The sequence below is a fragment of the Pseudoalteromonas sp. ATL1 genome, assembly GCF_058933015.1.
Genome location: NZ_JBZYXL010000001.1, coordinates 107,115 through 131,220, shown reverse-complemented (window position 1 = coordinate 131,220; position 24,106 = coordinate 107,115). Strand labels below are relative to the sequence as shown.

Below are 24,106 nucleotides of genomic sequence, written 5' to 3'. Positions count from 1 at the left end.
ACGAGGCTTTTTTATACTCTTTAGTTTGTCACTTACGCTGTAAAAATACGCCCGATTCTACATGATGTGTGTATGGGAACTGATCGAAAATCGCGATGCGGGAGATTGTATGTGTCTCACATAGCAACTCAAGATCACGCTCTAATGTGTCAGGGTTACATGAAATATAGATAATATTGTCGTAGTTTGAGACTAATCGGCAGGTTAGTTCATCCATCCCTGCTCGCGGAGGGTCCACCAGAATAGTTTGACAGTTGTAATCATTTAAGTCGATACCGTTGAGCCTTGAAAAGTTACGTTCGCCCTTCATTGCTTGAGTGAATTCTTCACTCGACATACGGATGATATCTAAGTTCTCAACTTTGTTGGCAGCGATATTGTATTGGGCTGAGTGAACGGATGATTTAGAAATTTCTGTCGCTAGCACCTTATTAAAGCTGCCAGCCAGCGCGATGGAAAAGTTACCGTTGCCACAATAGAGTTCGAGTAAATCATTGTTCAGAGGTGCGCACACTGATTGTGCCCAAGCCAGCATCTTTTCATTCACTTTGGCGTTTGGCTGCGTAAAGCTGTTCTCAACTTGCTGATAAATGAATTCTTGGCCGTTCACGTTGAGTTTTTCTGTGACAAAATCATCACCAAAGATCACTTTTTGCTTGCGAGCACGACCGATGAAATCAATTTTATACGTTTGTTGTAATTCAGCACGCAGTGATTGCATCGCTTCTTGCCATTGTTCATTAAGTGCTTTGTGATAAAGCAGGCTGACTAATATTTCCCCGCTAAGCGTTGAAAGGTAATCGATTTGAAAGAGCTTACGACGCAAGACTTCGTTATTACGGAGTTTATCCATCATGACTTGCATGATTTCACTGATCAGCGGCGCGGCTGGATCAAATTGATCAACGCGGATTTTCTGCTTTGTTGCCTGATCAAACATAATATGGAATAGAGCGTCGCCTTCATGCCAAACACGGAATTCGGCACGTTGCCTATATTGTGTTTTTGGCGAGTCATACACTTCCAACTCTGGCGCATTAAACTTAGCGAATTGTGCGCTGATGCGTTGTTGTTTTTCACCGAGCTGCTGCTCGTATTCGGAAGTATCTATTAAAATGACAGCCATATAAGAAGTACCTTGCAAAATTCAGACGCGCTATTTTAGGGGCCGTTGTCGATTTGTCCAGTTTATCGCACAAAAATTGTTTCTTTTTTATACTAAAAGTGCTTAAGCTAAGTTTATTTTGGTCGATAACAAGGAACGGATGGTTGTGTTGAACACACGATGACCACGATATTTGGAGCCATGTTATGAAAATAGGACAATTACATCAGCTGCTTAACCCAGCACTGACTAATAAGGCGAATAGGCCTAATGGGTTTATGCCCAGTGTAAAATTAAATTCAGATAGTTATTTCGGTGATAAAAATAAACTGGCTGCTATGGTGCTAGACGATAAATTAGCACAGGCACTCGGTATAGAAAAAAAAGCTGAGAAAGAAAAGCCATTGTTTGATTTTGAAGCCATTACTAAAAATGTATTGGATTTCGTAACTGCGGCGGTTAAACGGGCAAAAGTTGACGGCAAAAATGACGATGAGTTAAAAGAGATGCTAGGCGCAGCGCGTAAGGGTGTGCAAATGGGGATTGATGAAGCCACTGAAGAGTTAAAAGGGGCGAATTCCTATAATGATGAAATAGAACAGGGAATTGAAAAAGCGCGTGATGGTATTTTTAAAGGACTTGATGAGTTTGAAGAGTCATTATTTAGTCCTAAATCACAGTCGATGCAAGTGAGTGAAGCCCAATATGCGAGCTTATCGAATCAAGCCGAATACAGTTTTACGACGGCAGAAGGTGATGAAGTTAAAATTACCTTCAGTGATGCGCGTTCTGAGTCAAAGGCTGCGGCTTATAGTCAAAAGGGCAATGAACATGGTCTTGCGGTTGGCCAGCAAACGCAGCATGAAGTTAGCTTTTCGATTGTCGTCAATGGCGAGCTTAGTCAAGAAGAGCAAAATGCAATTAATGAGATGATGAAAGACGTACGCAATGTCAGTGACTTATTTTTCTCAGGTGAGTATGACGATGCGTTTGATAAAGCAAAATCATTAAATATAGATAGTGATCAGATTGCGAACTTCACCATGGATCTCCGTCAATCTAAAACGACCGCTGCAATCAGCCAATATCAGCAGTCTAATCCGATCAAAGAGATAGAGAAAGGGCTACAGCCCTTAGACAAGCAATTGGAAAATATTCACGATCAAGGCAAAAAGCTGGGAATTGAAAAGCAGTTGCCAGATATACTTGCTTGGTTGAATGAAGGGCAAGCTCGATTAAAAGAGTTTTTTGATTACGCACAAGGCTTTTTTAGTCAGTTAGATAAGAAAGACGCTGAGTAGTCATTTATTTTTAATGTGTTGCATGGCACACTGCCGCGCAAGTGTTATTTTCTAGTGGTTGTGCTTTGCCTCACATATTGGTGTTTGATTCAGGTATCGGAGGTACGAGTGTGCTGGAGCATATTCGTGCCAAACTCCCATTTGCTGAATATAGCTATGTGATGGACAATGCGCTGCTGCCTTATGGACTGCAGTCCGAAGAAACAATCCAGAAACGGTTAAGGTGTTTGGTCCAGCGCCTTGATGGCTTTCATCGAAAAGTCGACCTTATTGTTATAGCGTGTAACACCGCGTCAACCTATGCACTTGCGGCCACTCGCCAGTGTACAGATATTCCCATCGTAGGTGTTGTGCCTGCGATTAAACCGGCTGCTGCGCTAAGCCAAACGAAACGTATCGCACTTCTGGCGACACCGGCCACATCAAGCAACCAATATACGCGTGATTTAATTGCCTGCCATGCGATGCACTGTCAGGTAGATTTACATCAATCGACAAAACTTGTGCGGTTAGCTGAGCAGTATTATTGGCAACAGTGTTTAGATGAACAGGCCATTGCCAAGGAATTATCACACATCGGTATTCACCCTGATGTAGATTGTATTGTTTTAGGTTGTACGCACTTTCCTATCTTGGAACAGTCTTTGGCTGCGTTTTATGGAGATAAGGTAGCGCTTGTTGATTCAGGTAGTGCTATTGCGAATAGAGTACGGTTTTTATTGGCGGATAAACTTGAAAATAACCGTCTTAAAAATGAGATGCCGTTACGTTTCTATGCAACGGCACCAAGTGTGTTTGAATACAATAAGGAAGTAAAACTGCTACCTATTGAGCTGGGCTGTTAGAAAGCGTTTGATTCATCTCCTTCAAACTGCTTTTGTTTTGCAGCACGAACTTTTAACGTTCTTTGTTGAAATTCTTTATCGTTTAATTGGGCAATTGCTTTGTCGGCATCTTGTTCTGCCATTTCCACAAACCCGAAACCACGACGTTTACCTGTGTTCTTATCCTTTAATAGTCGAACACTGAATACTTGTCCTTGCTGTGCGAATAAGTCACGCACTACTCCTTCGTTTGCTTTATAAGGTAGGTTGCCGACATAGAGTGTTTTAGTTGCTACATCTTGTGCAGGATCCGATGCTGGCGTGTTAGAAGTTGCAATAACTGCCAAGCCACCGATTAAGATCCCGACAGCTAAGGTGATCGGTGCGCTAATTTCAACATTAGAAAATAAAAATTGTGCCGCAATAAACCCCACAACTGCTAGTGCTAGCGTAATAATAAAAGACTTTTGAGACGATGATTTCATAATAGAGTTACCAATAAACAGAGGATAAACATTAAATTAACAAATAAGGAAGCTATATTAACGAGATAAATAAACTTCGCAATAATAAAAATAGGCATAGCTCAGGAAATTGCATCAAAAGTAGTCAAAAAACTGCATTTGAAGCGTTTTTGTTCGCTTAATGTGCAAACAAACAAAAAGAATAAAAAAACGCTTGATCAAAAAAAGGATCGCCCTATAATGCGACCCCACTGACACGGAGCGCTACGCTGAATAAGCAAAGCAGCAACGAGTCAGCGTCAAGTAAAACTTAAACTTGAAACTTCTAAAAAAGAAACTTCAATTAAGTGTTGACAAAAAATCGGGAATGCTTAGAATGCACATCCCTCGAGACGCGAAAGCAGCTCGAAACGTTCTTTAAAAATATGAAGCAATCATCTGTGTGGGCACTCGTACAAATTGAGTTCTAACAGCAAAATCTAGCCTCGCTAGAGGATGCAAACAAATTTAGAGTCTCAATTGAACTGAGTGACCAACGGAAACAAGTTTACTTGTTTCAGCACAGTCAATTCGATTTTTCTTTTATAAAGGGAAATCAAAATCAGAATTCAATGAGCACGAAGCTTCGGTTTCAAAAAACTTTTAATTGAAGAGTTTGATCATGGCTCAGATTGAACGCTGGCGGCAGGCCTAACACATGCAAGTCGAGCGGTAACATTTCTAGCTTGCTAGAAGATGACGAGCGGCGGACGGGTGAGTAATGCTTGGGAACATGCCTTTAGGTGGGGGACAACAGTTGGAAACGACTGCTAATACCGCATGATGTCTACGGACCAAAGTGGGGGACCTTCGGGCCTCACGCCTAAAGATTGGCCCAAGTGGGATTAGCTAGTTGGTGAGGTAATGGCTCACCAAGGCGACGATCCCTAGCTGGTTTGAGAGGATGATCAGCCACACTGGGACTGAGACACGGCCCAGACTCCTACGGGAGGCAGCAGTGGGGAATATTGCACAATGGGCGCAAGCCTGATGCAGCCATGCCGCGTGTGTGAAGAAGGCCTTCGGGTTGTAAAGCACTTTCAGTAAGGAGGAAAGGTTGGATGTTAATAGCATTCAGCTGTGACGTTACTTACAGAAGAAGCACCGGCTAACTCCGTGCCAGCAGCCGCGGTAATACGGAGGGTGCGAGCGTTAATCGGAATTACTGGGCGTAAAGCGTACGCAGGCGGTTTGTTAAGCGAGATGTGAAAGCCCCGGGCTTAACCTGGGAACTGCATTTCGAACTGGCAAACTAGAGTGTGATAGAGGGTGGTAGAATTTCAGGTGTAGCGGTGAAATGCGTAGAGATCTGAAGGAATACCGATGGCGAAGGCAGCCACCTGGGTCAACACTGACGCTCATGTACGAAAGCGTGGGGAGCAAACAGGATTAGATACCCTGGTAGTCCACGCCGTAAACGATGTCTACTAGAAGCTGGACTCTTCGGAGGACTTTTTCAAAGCTAACGCATTAAGTAGACCGCCTGGGGAGTACGGCCGCAAGGTTAAAACTCAAATGAATTGACGGGGGCCCGCACAAGCGGTGGAGCATGTGGTTTAATTCGATGCAACGCGAAGAACCTTACCTACACTTGACATACAGAGAATTTTCTAGAGATAGATTAGTGCCTTCGGGAACTCTGATACAGGTGCTGCATGGCTGTCGTCAGCTCGTGTTGTGAGATGTTGGGTTAAGTCCCGCAACGAGCGCAACCCCTATCCTTAGTTGCCAGCGATTCGGTCGGGAACTCTAAGGAGACTGCCGGTGATAAACCGGAGGAAGGTGGGGACGACGTCAAGTCATCATGGCCCTTACGTGTAGGGCTACACACGTGCTACAATGGCGCATACAGAGTGCTGCGAGCTCGCGAGAGTCAGCGAATCACTTAAAGTGCGTCGTAGTCCGGATTGGAGTCTGCAACTCGACTCCATGAAGTCGGAATCGCTAGTAATCGCGGATCAGAATGCCGCGGTGAATACGTTCCCGGGCCTTGTACACACCGCCCGTCACACCATGGGAGTGGGTTGCTCCAGAAGTGGTTAGCCTAACCTTCGGGAGGGCGATCACCACGGAGTGATTCATGACTGGGGTGAAGTCGTAACAAGGTAGCCCTAGGGGAACCTGGGGCTGGATCACCTCCTTATACGATTTAGAACTTATTTGTTCGTAGTGTCCACACAGATGATTGTTGCTTGGTCTTATGACTGAGTGATATTGCTCTTTAAAAATTTGGAAAAGCTGATAATTAATTCTTGTAGATATTTATATCTATAAAGAGTTTTCAAAAGTAAAACATGCCGATAAATCTTAAGATTTATTAGCGTCTACTTTAGTATTCAATATTAACTTCTGGCGAAGTTAAACTGTCTTTGACGATACAAACCATTTTGGGTTGTATGGTTAAGTGACTAAGCGTACACGGTGGATGCCTTGGCAGTTGGAGGCGATGAAGGACGTACTAACTTGCGATAAGCCTAGTTGAGCCAGTAAGAGGCGCTTGAGACTAGGATTTCCGAATGGGGAAACCCGGCCCTTTGGGTCATCATGCAGTGAATACATAGCTGTATGAAGCGAACGCGGAGAACTGAAACATCTAAGTACCCGTAGGAAAAGAAATCAACCGAGATTCCGAAAGTAGCGGCGAGCGAAATCGGACTAGCCCTTAAGCTTTAGTGTAGTTAGTGGAACATTCTGGAAAGTATGACGACACAGGGTGATAGTCCCGTACACAAAAACTTATCTAAAGTGAAATCGAGTAGGTCGGAGCACGTGAAACTTTGACTGAATATGGGGGGACCATCCTCCAAGGCTAAATACTCCCAACTGACCGATAGTGAACCAGTACCGTGAGGGAAAGGCGAAAAGAACCCCTGTGAGGGGAGTGAAATAGAACCTGAAACCGTGTACGTACAAGCAGTAGGAGCACCTTCGTGGTGTGACTGCGTACCTTTTGTATAATGGGTCAGCGACTTATATTTTGTAGCGAGGTTAACCGAATAGGGTAGCCGTAGCGAAAGCGAGTCTTAACTGGGCGCTTAGTTGCAAGGTATAGACCCGAAACCCGGTGATCTAGCCATGGGCAGGTTGAAGGTTGAGTAACATCAACTGGAGGACCGAACCCACTAACGTTGAAAAGTTAGGGGATGACCTGTGGCTAGGAGTGAAAGGCTAATCAAACCGGGAGATAGCTGGTTCTCCCCGAAATCTATTTAGGTAGAGCCTCGGACGAATACTTACGGGGGTAGAGCACTGTTAAGGCTAGGGGGTCATCCCGACTTACCAACCCTTTGCAAACTCCGAATACCGTAAAGTACTATCCGGGAGACACACGGCGGGTGCTAACGTCCGTCGTGAAGAGGGAAACAACCCAGACCGCCAGCTAAGGTCCCAAAGTGTATGTTAAGTGGGAAACGATGTGGGAAGGCTAAAACAGCTAGGAGGTTGGCTTAGAAGCAGCCACCCTTTAAAGAAAGCGTAATAGCTCACTAGTCGAGTCGGCCTGCGCGGAAGATGTAACGGGGCTAAACATACCACCGAAGCTGCGGCTGCGAATATACCACCCAAACTATTTTAAGATTAACGTTGACGCACGAAGTGCCCAACGGTCAAGCGACCAACACGTTGAGTTGGTAAGAGATAGTTTCGGGGTATATTCGCGGGGTAGGGGAGCGTTCTGTAAGCCGTTGAAGGTGTACCGGGAGGTATGCTGGAGGTATCAGAAGTGCGAATGCTGACATGAGTAACGACAATGCGGGTGAAAAACCCGCACGCCGGAAGACCAAGGGTTCCTATCCCATGTTAATCAGGGTAGGGTAAGTCGACCCCTAAGGCGAGGCTGAAGAGCGTAGTCGATGGGAAACGGGTTAATATTCCCGTACTTGGAATAATTGCGATGGGGGGACGGAGCAGGCTAAGTAAGCATGGCGTTGGTTGTCCATGTGAAAGTGCGTAGGCTGAGAACTTAGGAAAATCCGGGTTCTTAAGGCTGAGACACGAGACGAGCACCTACGGGTGTGAAGTTACTGATGCCCTACTTCCAGGAAAAGCCTCTAAGCTTCAGATTATTTCGAATCGTACCCCAAACCGACACAGGTGGTCAGGTAGAGAATACTAAGGCGCTTGAGAGAACTCGGGTGAAGGAACTAGGCAAAATTGTACCGTAACTTCGGGAGAAGGTACGCTGTTGTTGGTGATGGGATTTACTCCTTAAGCTGACGACAGCCGCAGTGACCAGGTGGCTGGGACTGTTTATTAAAAACACAGCACTGTGCAAAATCGTAAGATGACGTATACGGTGTGACACCTGCCCGGTGCCGGAAGGTTAATTGATGGGGTTAGACGTAAGTCGAAGCTCTTGATCGAAGCCCCGGTAAACGGCGGCCGTAACTATAACGGTCCTAAGGTAGCGAAATTCCTTGTCGGGTAAGTTCCGACCTGCACGAATGGTGTAACCATGGCCACGCTGTCTCCACCCGAGACTCAGTGAAATTGAAATCGCAGTGAAGATGCTGTGTACCCGCGGCTAGACGGAAAGACCCCGTGAACCTTTACTACAGCTTGGCACTGAACATTGAGCCTACATGTGTAGGATAGGTGGGAGGCTTTGAAGCGGTGACGCCAGTCATCGTGGAGCCGACCTTGAAATACCACCCTTGTATGTTTGATGTTCTAACTTAGGTCCCTTATCGGGATTGAGGACAGTGCCTGGTGGGTAGTTTGACTGGGGCGGTCTCCTCCCAAAGAGTAACGGAGGAGCACGAAGGTTGGCTAAGTACGGTCGGACATCGTACGGTTAGTGTAATGGTAGAAGCCAGCTTAACTGCGAGACAGACACGTCGAGCAGGTACGAAAGTAGGTCATAGTGATCCGGTGGTTCTGAATGGAAGGGCCATCGCTCAACGGATAAAAGGTACTCCGGGGATAACAGGCTGATACCGCCCAAGAGTTCATATCGACGGCGGTGTTTGGCACCTCGATGTCGGCTCATCACATCCTGGGGCTGAAGTCGGTCCCAAGGGTATGGCTGTTCGCCATTTAAAGTGGTACGCGAGCTGGGTTTAGAACGTCGTGAGACAGTTCGGTCCCTATCTGCCGTGGGCGTTTGAGAATTGAGAGGGGCTGCTCCTAGTACGAGAGGACCGGAGTGGACGAACCGCTGGTGTTCGGGTTGTGATGCCAATTGCATTGCCCGGTAGCTACGTTCGGGATCGATAACCGCTGAAAGCATCTAAGCGGGAAGCGAGCCTCGAGATGAGTTCTCACTTTAACTTTAAGTTAACTGAAGGGCCGTTGGAGACTACAACGTTGATAGGCTGGGTGTGGAAGCGTAGTGATACGTTAAGCTAACCAGTACTAATTACCCGTGAGGCTTAACCATACAACGCCAAAGTGGTTTAAGCGACAGAAGTTAGTATTAACTAAAGTAGATTTTTACGAATTATCAGAATTTTTCCAGATTTAAGCAAAGTGAAGGTCGCGACAGCAGTGTTGCTTGATATTCACCTTGCGCAAATGAAATGCTCAAGCAAAGCTTGAAGTCATTAACCATTTGCACTCCAGTTTTCCTGGTGACTATAGCGTTTTGGAACCACCTGACCCCATGCCGAACTCAGAAGTGAAACGAAACAGCGTCGATGATAGTGTGGCAGCTGCCATGTGAAAGTAGAACATCGCCAGGTCCTAATTTAAAAATAAATAATAAAAACTAAAGTAAAGAATTTGCTTGATGATAATAGCGTTTTGGACCCACCTGACCCCATGCCGAACTCAGAAGTGAAACGAAACAGCGTCGATGATAGTGTGGCAGCTGCCATGTGAAAGTAGAACATCGTCAGGCACCTAATTAAGAAAAAGCCCGATTCGAAAGAATCGGGCTTTTTTCGTTGTAGCCAACTATGCTGCTAATGACTTCACTCTTCAAGAAACTAATATTTTTACGATTGGAATAAGACAAATGACAGAGCTTATACATTGGTTTGATTTGCTTGGTGTTATGGTGTTCGCTATTTCTGGCACACTCATAGCACACAGTAAGCACATGGATGGTTTTGGTGTGATTGTGCTCGCAACGGCAACAGGGATAGGTGGCGGTACTTTACGAGATATTATTTTAGACGTCCCCGTATTCTGGTTGCACGATACGAGCTATTTTATGGCAATTTTCAGCGCCATTTTTATTTGTATTCTATTTTTAAATAAGCAAAAGCCGATCCCTAAGCAAGTCCTTCATGTTGCAGATGCTTTTGGACTGGCATTTTTTGCGGTTATGGGGGTTCAAAAAGCGTTGAATATCGGGATGCCAGATACAACGGCTATCATAATGGGGGTTTTAACCGGGTGTTTTGGCGGCGTGATCCGAGATGTTTTAGCTGGGGAAATACCGTTATTACTAAAAGGGCAGTTGTATGCAATAACCTGTATTTTGGGCGGGATTGTTTATACTCAGATGCTACATTGGTCATTTGCAATTGAGTTAGCAATGATTTGCGCGATGAGCGCGACATTGCTCTTGCGATTATTGGCAATGCGCTTTAATTTGGTTTTACATGTGTTTAAATACCCAGAATAATTTAATTATAGAGAGACAAGGATATGTCGCTTGCCAAAATATATACCCGCGCACAAGTCGGGATCATTGCACCTCAAGTTACAGTGGAAGTGCACTTAAGTAATGGTTTACCAGCTTTTCATATTGTCGGTCTGCCCGAAGCTTCAGTTAAAGAAGCAAAGGAGCGAGTGCGCTCTGCGGTTACCAATTCTAACTTTTTATTTCCAGAGCAGCGTATTACCGTCAATTTGGCGCCTGCCGATCTACCAAAAGAAGGTGGGCGTTTTGATTTGGCAATTGCGGTGGGGATCTTAGCCGCGTCAGGACAGATAGAAAACTCAGCTTTACAACACTTTGAGTTTTTTGGGGAACTGGCATTAAGTGGAGAAGTGCAGCCGGTTCATGCTATTTTGCCTGCCATATTAGCGGCGCATTCGGCTAATCGGTGTGTTTACTTACCACTGAAGAATGATCAGATCGCGAGCTTGGCATCAGGTGCACAAAGAAAGGCAATTACGTCATTAACCGAGCTTTGGTTAGATATACACGGCCAACAGTCATTACCGCTAAGTGTGAGTTACCCAAAAACAATCGCTCACTCCATTCACCCACTTGATATGAGTGAGGTAAAGGGACAAGCTGCAGGCAAAAGGGTATTGGAAATCGCTGCGGCGGGTGGGCATAACTTATTATTTGTTGGGCCACCGGGTACGGGCAAGTCTATGCTGGCTCAGCGAATGCCGGGCATTATGCCAACCATGCAGGATCCAGAAGCGCTAGAAACAGCTTCCATTTATTCCCTCATTGGTCAAGATATAGATCTACAAAATTGGCGTCAACGTCCGTTCAGAAGCCCTCACCATACATGCTCTGCGGTTGCCTTAGTGGGTGGTTCTTCTAAACCTAGACCAGGTGAAATCTCACTCTCTCACAATGGTGTGCTTTTTTTGGACGAGTTACCCGAGTATGAAAGGAAAGTGCTCGACTCTTTGCGAGAACCCATGGAAACAGGTGTTGTAACAATATCAAGAGCTGCGATACAAGTTGATTTTCCAGCTCGCTTTCAGTTAATTGCAGCGCTAAACCCTAGCCCAACAGGTCATCATGAGGATAAACGAGCAACGCCCGATCAAGTGTTAAGGTATCTGGCAAAGATATCAGGGCCTTTCATTGATCGAATTGACTTACAGGTAGAACTACCAAGATTAAGTATCGAAGAGCTGCAAAGTGAACGAGAAGAAGAGAGTACGGCTTCTATTAAAGCTCGAGTTGAGCGGGCTCATCATTTTGCTATCACGCGTCAGGGGAAGAATAACGCGCGCTTGAGTAACCAAGAGTTGAGCCAGTATTGTGCATTAGGTACTGTTCAGAAACAGTTTCTTGCCAATGCCGTTGATAAGTTGAAGTTGTCACCTCGTAGCTATCATCGAGTGATAAAAGTGGCGCGCACTATTTCAGATCTAAATCAAGAACCCGATATTACGCTGGCTGCTATCAAGGAAGCCTTAAGTTATCGGGCTTTTGAGCGGCTACTCAATCAGCTAACCAAATGTTAAGTAGAAAGCATGTAGCCTTTACCACGTACAGTGACAATACGTTTTTGGTCTTTTTCGTCGCCTAGTTTTTTACGTAAACGACCAACTAAAACGTCTACCGTTCTGTCATTTGGGCTCCAATCGGGTTGGCCAATGTCTTCTGATATTTTTTCTCGAGACGTGGCTTTTCCTGCGTTGGAAATAAGGCAAATAAGTACTTTATGTTCTGCTTCGGTCAGCCGAGATTCCTCTCCAGCTGGGTTAATCAAAGTACGATTGTCTGGGTGTAGTTTGAAATCGGCATATTCAATGAATTCTTCAGATTCATCGTCATCAGCATTTTGCGAAATACGCTTGTACAGAGCGCGCATGCGCAGTTCTAGTTCTAGCAAATCAACCGGTTTACAAACATAGTCGTCGGCGCCTTGGGCTAGCCCTGCGATACGGTCAGCTTGGGAATCTCGGCTTGAAAGCATGATCACGCCAATATCTGTTAATGTATTGAGCTCTTTAGCGAGCTCTAAGCCATCCGTTGCAGGTAGTACTATATCCACAATAGCGATAGAAATCGACGAGTCCGTATTGCTTGCTTGCTGAACATAGTTGAGGGCTTCAGCACCGGTATTGTCTACCTTGATCACAAATTCAGTATCTGCGAAATGGCTTAGAATACGCTTGGCTAAAAGTTCATCATCTTCTACCAGTAATACGTGAATACTCATAATATCGTTATCTATTCAATAATTACGTATATATTAGCACTGTAAAATCACAGGTGAGAAGCTTAAGGTGATATTTTTGCAATAAAATGAGTTAAAAACATGCAATTGGAAAGGCGTATTTATAGATGACTAAGCTGAAATGGTCGGATAAGTAGAATAAGTATGCGATATTTCTCTATTTCATGAATAAATATAAATTTAAGGAGTAGCCAATGTCTACTCCTTAAATGAACAGTTTATTTGTTATAAATGGAATTCCACCACTGAGGTTGGTCTTTTAGATGCATATCAAAGTAAGCCAATATAGTATTCCACCAATGGAAGCGACGATCTCGTGCAAAGATTTGATGGTCGGCATTTTTATACTCGATTAATTCTACGTCTTTTCCTAAAAGCTTCAGCGCTGTGTACATATTGTGACTCTCACCAACAGGCACATTAGTATCGGCATCCCCGTGGAGTAGAAGTAATGGCGTTGTGACTTTATCTGCGTGAAACACCGGACTGTGTTGCGAGTAAAGTGTTGGATTATTCCAAGGGAAGCTATTTTTTGAAGCTTCACCAGAATAACTATAACCCCACCAACCTTGTCCCCAGTATGAGGTGATGTTTGAGATCCCTGCATGGGAGATAGATGCACTAAACATGTCAGTTTTAGTCGCGAGTAACATTGTCATGAAACCGCCGTAAGATGCACCTAAATTACCCAAGCGGTTTTTATCAACAAATGGATATGCCTGTGTAAATGCGGTTGTGCCATCAATAATATCTTGAGCGGTATGATCTCCCCAAGCGTTCACATGTTTGGCTGAAAATGCTTGACCAAAACCGGTTGCACCTGTTGGTTGTAATACATAAACAACATAGCCGTTTGCTGCCCATAAATTGAATGGGTAACGGCCTGTAAATGCACGAGAAACTGGTGACGTACCGCCATAGTAATAGATTAACGCGGGGTGTTTCTTAGTTTTGTCCAAGCCATGTGGAATGTAAACTCGACCTTTAATTTCAACGCCTTCTTTGTTTTTAAAGTTGAACTCTTCGAGTGTTGCTATATTCGTATTTGTATAAGCTTCATCTTTAGAGTCCCAAATAGTCTCTGCACGATTACTTTTAAGAGAGACGCGTTTTAGTTGTTGAGGAGCGGAGGCTTGAGTGCCAGTCAATAAAACATCCGTGCTGCGATTACTTGCTACTTGATATGTGTCTACTACATCAAGACCTGTTTTGACTCGCTTGAACTGCGATTTACTTTCATCAAATAAAAACAGAGGCTGTTTGTCTTCATCTTTTGCTTTGAGTAATACATCGCCATTATTTAATACTTGGATAGAAGTAATTGCTGGATCAAAGGTTTTGCTCAAGGCTTTTGGCTTTTGGCCATGTTCGTCTAGTAGGTATAGTTGGCCATCATAGTTGTTTGCTAAAGTATCTTTAGGTAAAGCTCTGCCTACCCCCCCTAAAAAGTCGGGACCAGCCACGATGTAGAGGCCTTTTTTGCTATATTTTGCAAGGTTGAAAGTACGATAGCGGCCAAGCACCGTTTGTTCGCCAGTGGTAACATTTAATTCTACGAGTTCAGTCATAGAATGAGGCGGTGCTTTGTAATCCTGTAGGCTGCGGCTTAATAGTAAAGTGCCTCGTTTTTCATCATGATCTTCTAGATGATGGCTTAGAGTACCTTCCGTGAGGCCGTTGATCAGGCCTGACTGTGTATCTAAAAAGTAAATTTGGCTGTTGTTTCTTCCATATGACCAGCGATCATCAAGTCCTTGGTAGTGTTTAACTAGCTCTTGAGTTTTGCCACTTTGAGACCAAGAAAATACCAGCGTATTTTTGTCAAAATACTCAAAGCCACTCGCACTTTCTAGCGAGCTTGTTATTTGTTGTGTGCTTAGATCATTTAGATTTAGTAAAGTCACTTTGCCATCTTGGCTATAAGCAACTTGTTTGGAGTCAGGACGCCAAGCTATTGCATTTGCAGAGGTATTTGCAAATTGATAGAGAACTTTGTCATTCTTGTCTTTTAGGAGGGTTTGTGTTTGAGCTTTATTGGCAGTGTCATCTGCATATTGGCGCGTGCTAATAACGTAGTACTGACCATCTGGCGATTGTGAGATAGCACTGATTGTAGGCGCATCGAACAATTGTTTTGCAGACAATGCATGTTGTTTTTCTCGGTGTATCGAAATGATGTCATGTTCTGATTTTGGCGCGTAGTCAACGCTTACTTCATGCCAATTATTGACCTGCTCAGCGATCACGATTAGTTGGTGATCACCTGTCACGGCTTCTATATCAAAGCTATCTTTTGTGCTTAATAGCACGCCATCCAAAAACACATGAGCTTTCTCGATACCTTTTAGTGATAACTTACCCTGCACAAATCGTGTCGTAGTAAAGTTGAACTTGAGTGCTTGTAGGCCGGGCATTGTCAAAGCATCGACGTTTTGCAAGTTTTGCCAATCGAGTTTTTTGCCAAATACCTGCAGTGAATCTGCTTGTTTTTGTAAACTCGGTAATAAAGATTGTATGATTTGGGCCTGATAAGCCGTATTATTTGGCTTAATATTTGTATGTGTTTTTATTGGGCCAATGAATTGTATTTGTCCTTTATCCAACGGTGCTGCATTAAGTTGCATAGCCATGGATGAAATGAGTAAAGTAACCGCAGTGCGTAAAATCATGTTTGCGCCTATTGTAGGTAATAATTTTGACCCAATATAGCATATATCAAGGTCAGGACTGCAAACTTGCGGTCAGTGCCGTTTAACACTAAATGAGGAGTTTCGGTTGTTTTTATTGGTGACTTACATGGCGTTGGCCATTGGTATTTCATTCCTGTGTTCAGTCATGGAGGCTGTATTGCTCAGCATTACGCCAAGCTATATTGCCGTGCTTAAAAAAGACAAACCCAAGCTAGCGCAAAGAGTACAGCTATTAAAAGATAGTATAGATAAGCCCTTGGCTGCCATTTTGACGTTGAATACAGTCGCCCATACCGCCGGTGCTGCTGGGGTAGGCGCACAAGCAGCCGTCGTATTCTCTGATGCTGCGGTCGGTATTGCGTCTGCGGTAATGACCTTATTGGTACTGGTACTCTCTGAAATTATTCCTAAAACACTGGGGGCGACCTACTGGCGTGCTCTGACTCCGATTGTTACCAGCTCATTAATGTGGCTTGTACGCATACTTAAGCCATTTGTGTGGATGTCAGATATGTTAACACGCTTAATTGGCACAAAAGAGAGTGAAGCGCATTATATTCGCCAAGAAATCGAGGCGATGGCTGAAATAGGCTCTGAAGCAGGTGCGTTGCACCAAGAAGAGTCTGAAACAATACGCAGTTTGTTGCAGTTTAGACATGCAAAACTTGAACATGTTATGACACCAAGAACGGTTTTATTTAAGATCCACAAAGATATGACGGTTAATGAATATCTATCGGAGCACGGTTCGGTACCTTTCTCGCGTATACTGGTGTTTGATAAAAACAGTGATGACATCATTGGCTTTGTACATAAGAACGATATTATGCTTGCTTATCACAGGCTTGGTGAAGATTATAAAATCGGTAAGTTGGTTAAACCTCTTTATACGGTTCCTGAAACACTCAACGCAGCAACCTTGTTTCAAACTTTGTTGGAAAAGCGCGTGCATATAGCGCTAGTCATTGATGAATATGGTGATATACAAGGGATTGTGACTTTGGAAGATATGCTGGAGTCGCTCATGGGAATGGACATTATTGATGAGCGAGATCAGTCTACCAATATGCAGCAAGCCGCAAAGCGCAAATGGCGTGAACGCGTTGATGCGCACAGCCATTTGATCGAAACCGATTCAGAAGAGCGTTAGGTATTCGAGTTCATCATTCTAAGCCAAGAGTGGATCCAGCGGACAAATTCCGCCTTGGCTTTGGGTCGACTGATCAAAAAGCCCTGCATCAATAAATTATGTTTGTATCTGTCTAGATATTGAAGTTCTTCAATCCGTTCGATGCCTTCGGCGACAATGCCAATTTGTTCGTTTTGAGCGATGTCGATAAGGCCGTCAACAATGACTTGCGAAAATCTATCTGAGTCAATATGGGTAATGAGAGAACGGTCTATTTTTATTTCCGTGAAAGGGAGGGTTTTAAGTTGATTTATATTGGTAAAACCGGTACCAAAGTCATCTAATGAGATTGAAAAACCCCGCATACGTAAGCGGTTTAGCGTCTCAAGTTGCACGCTACTATTTAACGGAATATGTTCAGTAATTTCTAGAATAACATCCTCTGGCTTGAGTCGACTCAATTCTAAAATGAGCGATAACTTGTCTGGGCAATTCAGGTCATCTAATTGCACCGGTGATAGGTTAAAAGCCAGTGTCACGTTGTGAGGGAGTTCCGTACGTATTTCTCTAAACTCTTCCGTTGCTTTTTCAAACAATTGAAAAGTAATTAAATTGATGAGATCAAGATCTTCGGCCAGCGTGATGAATTGCTCTGGCATAACGGTATGTGTTTTTTGTTCAGTGACAATTCTTGCTAATACTTCGATGCTTTCGATTGACTTGGAAGCGCGATTGACTTTTGGTTGATAGAACGGCGTTATTTCTCTATGACTGATCGCGTGTAATAACTCCGACTGCGTGATGGGATCACAATTACGTTTTTCAGGTGCTATAAACGTTTCGAGTTTTTTGAGTAACCGGTCCACTTCTTTTAATTGGATGGGTTTGGTTATATTGCCTATCAGATGTGCGTTTGATTGACGAGCAAGGTTGGATGCTAAGTCGATAATCTTGGGGTCCATATCAGAAATGATCACCACGCCGCCGGGATATTTAATTTCACCAAGCTGACGGATAAACTCCATCCCATCCACTTCAGGCATATTTAGATCGGTAAAAATAGCATCAAAGCTTCTTGGTGCTTGCGCAATCTTCGCGAGGGCTTGAGAAGCGCTTGAACATGCGGTCACGTTTGTGATCCCAAGTTCGGTAAGCATCGCTTTCATAACCATCAAAATGGCTTGGGAGTCGTCTACGACCATGACTTGTCGGTTAGGCGTATTCATATCCAAATCCTTAGGTTGCGTATTCGCATCTCCTAAAGTCTAGTACACCTTGTATGAAATGTAATCAAAATACGTTTGAAATGCATGTTTGTCATGCGTGCCTTTAATTGGGATAATGCTGAAAACAACAATCTTCGATGATTTATGACACGAGTTGAATTTACCATTGGCGAGCATCGCTTCTCGGCATTTTTTAATAATGAACAGCTATTGCAGGTTTTTTACCAACAACAAGCGCTTGCGATTGAACCTATATCAGATGATGTTGTTGAGTGCACCTATGAGCATGGAGTATTGCAATTCGATACAACTCAATTAGGGACGCAGCAATTGGGTATATGCATCGATGGTGTCTCTTGGCAATGGCTGGCATTGCCAGCTACTCAAGTAGAGAATAAAAAAAGCATTTTTGGACTTGCCGCACTGGGCTTTAAGATTTTTAAAAGTGCAAAAGTGGTGAAAGCTGCATTAGCGGGCGCTTCAGTAGCAGGCTACGCGTGGTTATTTTCATGGCAATTTGCGCTCTTGTTGATTGCTTGTTTAGTTGTTCATGAGTACGGCCACGTTCGCGCTATGCAGTATTTTAAAATAAAAACCAAAGGTATTTATTTGATCCCATTTGTTGGAGGGCTTGCGGTCAGCGACGATAAGATAGCCACCCGTTGGCAAGATGTGGTGATTTCTTTAATGGGTCCCGCGTTTGGTCTAATTACCTCCGTTTTAGGTGTGATTTTGTATTATGCCACCGAGATGGAAATATTTGCGGGAGTCGCGGTACTGAGTGCGCTGTTGAATTTGTTTAATCTATTGCCCATCCTTCCTCTGGATGGCGGTCATGTATTAAAAAGTATCAGTTTCTCGATGCGTTCTTGGGTTGGATTATTGGTGTGTATGGGCGGTGTCGCTTTAGGGCTATGGATCAGCTACACATTCGGCTTGATGTTACTGGTGTTCTTTCTATTTATTGGAAGTCTCGAAATCTTATTCGAATGGAGGGCGCGCCATACATCTCATTTGTTGCCGCTAGATAGATATGGCCAGATATTTTCAGCTGTGATGTATGTCTTGGTTGTTGCAGGGCATGTGGCGGTGATGATGCATTTTGCAGACTCAGAAAGCGCTATACTGAGCCTGCCAATGAAAGTCTTAGCGAGCTGATCTCACTGTTTTGAAAACGGCTATGCCCAAGAGAGCAAAGCCGCGATGACTGCACCAGTGACCAACAGCTGCAGTAAACAAAAGCCCATAATGTCGCGGGCTTTCAAACCTGCTATGGCAAGAACAGGCAGTGCCCAAAATGGCTGGATAAGGTTAGTCCACGCATCTCCCCACGCGACAGCCATCGCAACACGGGCAATATCGGCATCAAGCATTTGCGCTGCAGGTATTACGATAGGGGCTTGCACGGCCCACTGCCCACCACCGGAAGGGACGAAAATATTTACAAGACCGGCACTGATAAAACTCCAAAATGGTAAACTTTCTGCGCTGCTAATGGATACAAATGCCGATGAAATCTGTTGGGCCAAACCAGACTCAACCATCACAGCCATAATGCCCGCATAAAAAGGGAACTGGATCACAATACCTGCACCACCTGTAATGGCATTTTGTAAACTTGTTAGCAATCTCTCTGGTGTTTGGTGAAGTAATATTGCCAGAAATAAAAATAGCCCAATCACACTATTGAGATTTAACTTCCCGCCAGCAATCGCAAAGTAGTAAATAAGATAACCACAGCCAAGCAAGCCTACAGTAATGCCAAGCCATTTACTTTGCTCTAAGCGTTGTGCGGGGGTGAGTTCAGTGTCATGCTGAATTGGGGCTTCGCTTTGTGCCTGTAAACGTTTTTTATCAACAGTGACTTGTAGTTCGTTAGGGGGTAAAAGCAACATGTTTAGAATTGGTAAAATGAGCAGTAATGCAACTAAAATCAGTAAATTAAAGCTCGAAAATAACGTGCTTTCAGTGCTGATAATACCGATGGCCTCTTGCGCAAAGTGTCCTTCACTGGCAATGGTTAATGGCACTGAACCCGACAATCCACCGTGCCATACAATAAATCCAGAGTAAGCACTGGCTACAAGTACACGGTAATCCACGTCTATATGTTTGGCTAATGCTTTAGCAAATAGCGCGCCAACAACAAGGCCAAATCCCCAGTTAAGCCAACTAGCCATCATTGCCACAATGGTCACCATGAGAATGGCATGGAAGGGTTTTTTGGCGACGTGAGCTAATTTATTCAAGGCCAGTACACAGATAGGGGTACTAGCAAGCATATATCCTGATACCAATATCAGTAGCATTTGCATTGCAAATTTAAGTAGGTTCCAAAAACCTTGGCCCCATGCTTCAACTGCCTGTATGGGGGTAAATGGTGTTACTGTACTGGCTAAAACGAGTACGACGAGGGTCAGCATTAATACAAATACATAAGGGTCGGGCAAGTAGCGCTCTACTAAACTACTCACTGGGCGCGTGATCCGATATAGCATAAATCATCCTGTCATTATTTTTTGCTCAATCATAGCTAACATTTAAACCAAAAGTTAGCCTTTTAGACTAAATTAAACATGCGCACGTTATGAAGTTTTTGCTTTAATATGTTGATTTATATTTGTTTATTGTTTTTGGCATGGTAAGTGTATTAGTTAACTCAGAACTGATTTGAAATAGAAATAAGAGAGGATGTTATGGCAGGACAAGGTTCAGGCGGTAATGTGATTGCGGCAATTTGTAATTTGTTTTTTCCTGGTTTAGGTCAGCTGGTGCAAGGTCGCGTTGGTGCAGCTATTCTCTTCGCATTATTTTGGGTAATTGCAGGAGCAACAACATGGATTTTAATTGGCTGGGTGCTGTTACCAATCGTTTATATCTGGTCAATTATCGATGCCGCTAGATATGTTGATTACTCAAGGTATGAGCGCCGCTAACCAAGCGGCGAGTGTCAATGCACTTAAGACAGTCGATAGCGCAACGCTACTGGCGAGTATTGCTTGCTGGCGCTTTAATTGGCGAGCAACGAGATAAGCATTGACACCAAGAGGTGAGGCACTCATTAACGTGACGACGGCAATTTGATCGTGGGGTAGGTTCAAACCCCACTTTGCCAACGTATACACACAAAGTGGTAATATAATGAGTTTAATAAGACTGACATACAGTGCGGTGCGCCATGCCTGTTTGATGGCGTAGTTAGTTAAACTGGCACCCAGTACAAATAGCGCGCTATAAATGACTGGATAGGCGAGTGCACTGGTGGTCGCGATAAGCATACTGGGCAGCGGCAATTGAATGAGGTTACACATAAGCCCAAGGCTAATGCTCACCACAATTGGGTTGAGCAACAGCGGTTTTAAAGCGCTTATCCAATGCAATTTTTTGTTCATTGCAAAGAAAAAAGTAAAGGAAAACAATAGGGCACTATGAAAGGTGATGATCATAAAGACCATGGCTCCGTGACTTGCGCCTAAGCTAGCAATAATAATCGGTAGACCCACAACCACTGTATTAGAATAGGTTGATGCGAGCGCGAGGAGTGCAGCGTCATCGGTATTTACTTTAAATAGGGTATGGGTCAACGCAAGACACGCGACATACACGGCGATAACGGGCACATAAAAACTAGCCAGCAACTCAGTCGATAGTACTTGATCCAAATTTGCCTTGTACATTCCTGTAAATAGGAAGATAGGAATGGCAATATTGAAAATAAGGCCTCTCAGCTTGTTTAACCAAGAGTTGTTAATGATGTTCTGTTTCATCGAAACAAAGCCAAGACATACACAAAGCACTAAAGGGAGTAAAATCGTTAACGTGCTCATGGCATTTGCTCTAAATGTAAATGCTGTCCATTATCCTAGTTTGCATGGTATGTCTCAAGCAAGAAAGCGTATAATGTGACGCAAAGAATGCAAAAATAGAGCAGTAATTTGGAATATCAATTTATCCGTGATCCTATCACGGGCTTTAAAGTAAAAATCAGCGATGAACATACGCTTGTTGGGCGCTGGTTGTCGGAAGAGTTACCACACGAAAACGTCGCGCAATTAATCACTCAAGCTAAGCAACTTGACGTAAGCAAACAGCCTATCGTTTTAGAGGGACGTGAAATTCGTTTTACCTTATCTCATGATGAAGCATTATTTGAAGCACACGCTTTATTTCATCAAACTGATGAGCTTGATCAGTATGCCGATGATGCCCTTGAGCTTGATGAACATGGCCTTTGTAATGGTTGTGGGTATGAGGACTTTATTGAATTGTTAGAGGCGTGGCATCTATTTCTAAATCGAAGTTAGATGCCATCGTCTATCACTTATTTGGCGTGCCGTAGATCTGCTCCGCACGGTGAAATAGCACCCAAGAGGTTAAGATATACTTATCGTTTGATATGGGTTTATTCCCTCGATGAGTATGCGTGAAATAACCAGGTGCAATGACCATGGTGCCTTTTTTAGGCGCTATTTTCTTCTGTTGATAATAGAACTCGGTTTCTCCCCCTTCGTGCACATCATTGAGGTAGAACATAAATAATAGTACACGGTGTAAGGCTTCGTTGTGTTCAAGTTGCGGATAAACTTCACTATGCCAATATGGATATCCCCCTTTATTGACTTCGTACTTTTGCGCTTGAATATTACCCAGGCGGAATAACTGCTGTACCAGAACGGGCAGTTGCGGCTTGGCCACTTCTTCAAAGTTATCAAAGGTCACATCCACAGGCTGCCCTGTTTTGGGGTGGTAAACTTTTAGTCCAAAAGCACCAATGATCATAAACAGGTGTTCTTCGGCATAGTTAAACACATGCTGTGCGGTTACCTGTTGAATGTGCTGCAGGTGTTGCGCATATTCTGGGTGTGCGTTTAAGTACAGATCTTGGCTGACTTTTTTGTTAAGGTCGACGCCACCAGATGTCGTGCCTTGTTTTAAATGTGGACTTTGTTCAAATAGATCAATAAATTGATCGCAAAACTCAGCACTGAGTGCGTTGTCATAAACGCCGATGAAATCTGTCATGTTGTACCTACAGTTATTGGAATTATTATGTTGTCAGAAAAATTGATGCCACGATTCAGCGAAACCGATGTTTTGGGCCATATAAACAATACCGTACTCCCCGTATGGTTTGAAGCCGCAAGGGTGCCAATTTTTAAAGTTTTCACACCGGATCTTAATCCACATCAATGGAAGCTGATTGTGGCGAAGGTGGAAGTAACGTTTAAAGGTGAGTTGTTTTACGGACAAGAAGTCGAAATTAAAACGGCGATAGAGCATATTGGCAACAGCTCGTTTGTAATAGTGCAACAGGCTTGGCAGCATGGGCAATGCTGCGCAGAGGGAAAAACGGTGATGGTGCGTTATGACTTCATCAATAAACGCGCTCAACTTTTATCAGAAGCGGAGCGCGGCCAGTTATCAGCCTTTATGGCTGAGTAGATTGTTTGAATTGATGGCCAATTGCGGCTGAAATACACGGCTTAACTTGGTAGCCGTAACTAGTCTCATCTTGCGAATTTTCGAGCTTAATGATCTCCAGTATTTCGTAATCGTTAAGTTCGATCACTCTACTGCCCTGAGTATGTTCGCAACGAGAGCGAGAGTCAGCCTCGTTTTCATAAATAAAATATGCCAAGAGTTGTTTTATTTTGCGTTGATAAGGCTCTGAGCGCTCTACATTACGTTGCGTCACCTTCTCCAGATCCTCAAGAGGTTGTTCCAAGTCTTCTTCTGTTGACTTATTCACATTTTGTTTTTCAGTGGAGTCTTCATCGCTTGTGTAAGACACGTTAACCTCTAGATCAGATACCACACTAGATAGTGTCTGATTTATATTATTCATTGCGCCTGTGTAGCTAGTTAATATAGAAAGTTGAACCAGCAGAAAGAGGCCTGCATTAAACCGAACAAAACCCGTAATGATAGGAAAGCGATATCCTGGTGCATGCCAAATGGTATGTAAACCAAACGGCCGTAATAGCACTAATAATACAATATAAATTGGGATGCAGAATTGGATCAGAAGAAGTACTAAAAGGCTTGTAGTAAAAAACCAAATGGGTACTGATAGCAGCACGCTTAAATTATGTGTGTATGGCAAATGATCGGCACTTACCCCTGTAATTTCATTAACCGTGCCTGAAGCTTGAACTAAGGCATAATTGGCGACGAAACCATAAAATAACAAAATAATCGCCTTGCCGGGCAAGCTATCCCACATGTGAATGAACTTTGGCCAAAACTCACTGACCATGGCTGTTAAAGCTAGTACTGTAATGAGTACAAGTAAGACAGTGCTTTGCTTGTCGTCATTGTAGTAGAACATGCTAGCGACGATTGCCATCAAATAGCAACGCTGCGAAAGGTTGAGGGAGTGCCAAAATGAGTTCAAGGCAAGAATGTGCTTTTTGAGTCTATCTCTTACAGTAGGGTAAAAGGGGAGATTTAGCATGATTATTATTCTTGTTAGGCGTAAAAAGGAATGTAGTCAAACTACATTCCTT

18 protein-coding genes and 4 rRNA genes are annotated in these 24,106 nt (G+C 43.7%); 13 read left to right on the top strand and 9 right to left on the bottom strand.

All coding sequences use genetic code 11. The features are described 5' to 3' along the window. Nucleotides 1-28: 28 nt before the first annotated feature. A complete protein-coding gene (trmA, locus tag AC5FX4_RS00585) occupies nt 29-1,126 on the bottom strand; it encodes a tRNA (uridine(54)-C5)-methyltransferase TrmA (protein ID WP_493604623.1) in 1,098 nt (365 codons plus the stop codon). 185 nt (nt 1,127-1,311) lie between these two features. On the opposite strand from trmA, the gene AC5FX4_RS00580 reads away from it, so the two are divergent. Continuing rightward, nucleotides 1,312-2,406 (top strand): DUF5610 domain-containing protein, encoded by a 1,095-nt coding sequence (locus AC5FX4_RS00580; protein WP_493604622.1) that lies wholly within the window; start codon nt 1,312-1,314, stop codon nt 2,404-2,406. A 41-nt stretch (nt 2,407-2,447) separates the two neighbouring features. Further along, on the top strand, nt 2,448-3,251 hold the full coding sequence (murI, locus tag AC5FX4_RS00575) for a glutamate racemase (protein ID WP_493604621.1): 804 nt from the start codon (nt 2,448-2,450) through the stop codon (nt 3,249-3,251). On the opposite strand, the gene AC5FX4_RS00570 is transcribed toward murI, so the two are convergent. Continuing rightward, nucleotides 3,248-3,715 (bottom strand): RNA recognition motif domain-containing protein, encoded by a 468-nt coding sequence (locus AC5FX4_RS00570; RefSeq protein ID WP_493604620.1) that lies wholly within the window; start codon nt 3,713-3,715, stop codon nt 3,248-3,250. The two genes, murI and AC5FX4_RS00570, sit on opposite strands and share 4 nt — an antisense overlap. Nucleotides 3,716-4,337: 622 nt before the next feature. Here AC5FX4_RS00570 and AC5FX4_RS00565 point away from each other — a divergent pair. The 6 genes from AC5FX4_RS00565 (at nt 4,338) to AC5FX4_RS00540 (ending at nt 11,836) form a co-directional block, all read left to right on the top strand. Next, a 16S ribosomal RNA gene (locus tag AC5FX4_RS00565) occupies nt 4,338-5,876 on the top strand. A 255-nt stretch (nt 5,877-6,131) separates the two neighbouring features. Next, nucleotides 6,132-9,110: ribosomal RNA gene (locus AC5FX4_RS00560) — 23S ribosomal RNA — on the top strand. A 186-nt stretch (nt 9,111-9,296) separates the two neighbouring features. Continuing rightward, nucleotides 9,297-9,411, top strand: a 5S ribosomal RNA gene (gene rrf, locus AC5FX4_RS00555). Between the two features lie 43 nt (nt 9,412-9,454). After that, nucleotides 9,455-9,569, top strand: a 5S ribosomal RNA gene (rrf, locus tag AC5FX4_RS00550). The 16S, 23S and 5S rRNA genes sit together here, the layout of an rRNA operon. Before the next feature lie 117 nt (nt 9,570-9,686). After that, complete coding sequence (locus tag AC5FX4_RS00545; protein ID WP_493604619.1) at nt 9,687-10,301, top strand: trimeric intracellular cation channel family protein; 615 nt, start codon at nt 9,687-9,689, stop codon at nt 10,299-10,301. A 23-nt stretch (nt 10,302-10,324) separates the two neighbouring features. After that, nucleotides 10,325-11,836 (top strand): YifB family Mg chelatase-like AAA ATPase, encoded by a 1,512-nt coding sequence (locus AC5FX4_RS00540; protein WP_493604618.1) that lies wholly within the window; start codon nt 10,325-10,327, stop codon nt 11,834-11,836. On the opposite strand, the gene AC5FX4_RS00535 is transcribed toward AC5FX4_RS00540, so the two are convergent. Together AC5FX4_RS00535 and AC5FX4_RS00530 are read right to left on the bottom strand one after the other, a co-directional pair. Continuing rightward, nucleotides 11,833-12,537 carry a response regulator transcription factor gene (locus AC5FX4_RS00535; RefSeq protein ID WP_493604617.1) on the bottom strand — a complete coding sequence of 235 codons (705 nt, stop codon included), beginning with the start codon at nt 12,535-12,537 and terminating at the stop codon, nt 11,833-11,835. The genes AC5FX4_RS00540 and AC5FX4_RS00535 overlap by 4 nt on opposite strands. A 236-nt stretch (nt 12,538-12,773) precedes the next feature. Next, nucleotides 12,774-15,224: an alpha/beta hydrolase family protein gene (locus tag AC5FX4_RS00530; protein WP_493604616.1), complete on the bottom strand. Its 2,451-nt coding sequence runs from the start codon at nt 15,222-15,224 to the stop codon at nt 12,774-12,776. A gap of 106 nt (nt 15,225-15,330) precedes the next feature. Between AC5FX4_RS00530 and AC5FX4_RS00525 the strand changes: the two genes are divergently transcribed. Continuing rightward, nucleotides 15,331-16,395: a CNNM domain-containing protein gene (locus tag AC5FX4_RS00525; protein WP_493604615.1), complete on the top strand. Its 1,065-nt coding sequence runs from the start codon at nt 15,331-15,333 to the stop codon at nt 16,393-16,395. Here AC5FX4_RS00525 and AC5FX4_RS00520 read toward each other — a convergent pair. Continuing rightward, entirely contained in the window at nt 16,392-17,600 is a 1,209-nt protein-coding gene (locus AC5FX4_RS00520) for an EAL domain-containing response regulator (RefSeq protein WP_493604614.1), read from the bottom strand. The genes AC5FX4_RS00525 and AC5FX4_RS00520 overlap by 4 nt on opposite strands. A 144-nt stretch (nt 17,601-17,744) precedes the next feature. On the opposite strand from AC5FX4_RS00520, the gene AC5FX4_RS00515 reads away from it, so the two are divergent. After that, a complete protein-coding gene (locus AC5FX4_RS00515; RefSeq protein WP_493604613.1) occupies nt 17,745-18,758 on the top strand; it encodes a site-2 protease family protein in 1,014 nt (337 codons plus the stop codon). Between the two features lie 20 nt (nt 18,759-18,778). On the opposite strand, the gene AC5FX4_RS00510 is transcribed toward AC5FX4_RS00515, so the two are convergent. Beyond that, nucleotides 18,779-20,098: a short-chain fatty acid transporter gene (locus AC5FX4_RS00510; RefSeq protein ID WP_493604612.1), complete on the bottom strand. Its 1,320-nt coding sequence runs from the start codon at nt 20,096-20,098 to the stop codon at nt 18,779-18,781. 198 nt (nt 20,099-20,296) lie between these two features. Here AC5FX4_RS00510 and AC5FX4_RS00505 point away from each other — a divergent pair, with 198 nt between their 5' ends. After that, the gene (locus AC5FX4_RS00505; RefSeq protein ID WP_476294181.1) at nt 20,297-20,536 is read left to right on the top strand and encodes a hypothetical protein; all 240 of its coding nucleotides are present in this window, start codon (nt 20,297-20,299) and stop codon (nt 20,534-20,536) included. Here AC5FX4_RS00505 and AC5FX4_RS00500 read toward each other — a convergent pair. Further along, a complete protein-coding gene (locus AC5FX4_RS00500; RefSeq protein ID WP_493604611.1) occupies nt 20,516-21,427 on the bottom strand; it encodes an AEC family transporter in 912 nt (303 codons plus the stop codon). The two genes, AC5FX4_RS00505 and AC5FX4_RS00500, sit on opposite strands and share 21 nt — an antisense overlap. A gap of 108 nt (nt 21,428-21,535) precedes the next feature. On the opposite strand from AC5FX4_RS00500, the gene AC5FX4_RS00495 reads away from it, so the two are divergent. Further along, nucleotides 21,536-21,904: a YacL family protein gene (locus AC5FX4_RS00495; protein WP_493604610.1), complete on the top strand. Its 369-nt coding sequence runs from the start codon at nt 21,536-21,538 to the stop codon at nt 21,902-21,904. A 13-nt stretch (nt 21,905-21,917) separates the two neighbouring features. On the opposite strand, the gene AC5FX4_RS00490 is transcribed toward AC5FX4_RS00495, so the two are convergent. Further along, the gene (locus tag AC5FX4_RS00490) at nt 21,918-22,622 is read right to left on the bottom strand and encodes a 2OG-Fe(II) oxygenase (protein WP_493604609.1); all 705 of its coding nucleotides are present in this window, start codon (nt 22,620-22,622) and stop codon (nt 21,918-21,920) included. A gap of 27 nt (nt 22,623-22,649) precedes the next feature. On the opposite strand from AC5FX4_RS00490, the gene AC5FX4_RS00485 reads away from it, so the two are divergent. Next, on the top strand, nt 22,650-23,042 hold the full coding sequence (locus tag AC5FX4_RS00485) for an acyl-CoA thioesterase (RefSeq protein ID WP_493604608.1): 393 nt from the start codon (nt 22,650-22,652) through the stop codon (nt 23,040-23,042). Here the strand turns inward: AC5FX4_RS00485 and AC5FX4_RS00480 are convergent. Continuing rightward, complete coding sequence (locus tag AC5FX4_RS00480; protein WP_493604607.1) at nt 23,029-24,054, bottom strand: hypothetical protein; 1,026 nt, start codon at nt 24,052-24,054, stop codon at nt 23,029-23,031. The genes AC5FX4_RS00485 and AC5FX4_RS00480 overlap by 14 nt on opposite strands. Nucleotides 24,055-24,106 lie beyond the last annotated feature (52 nt).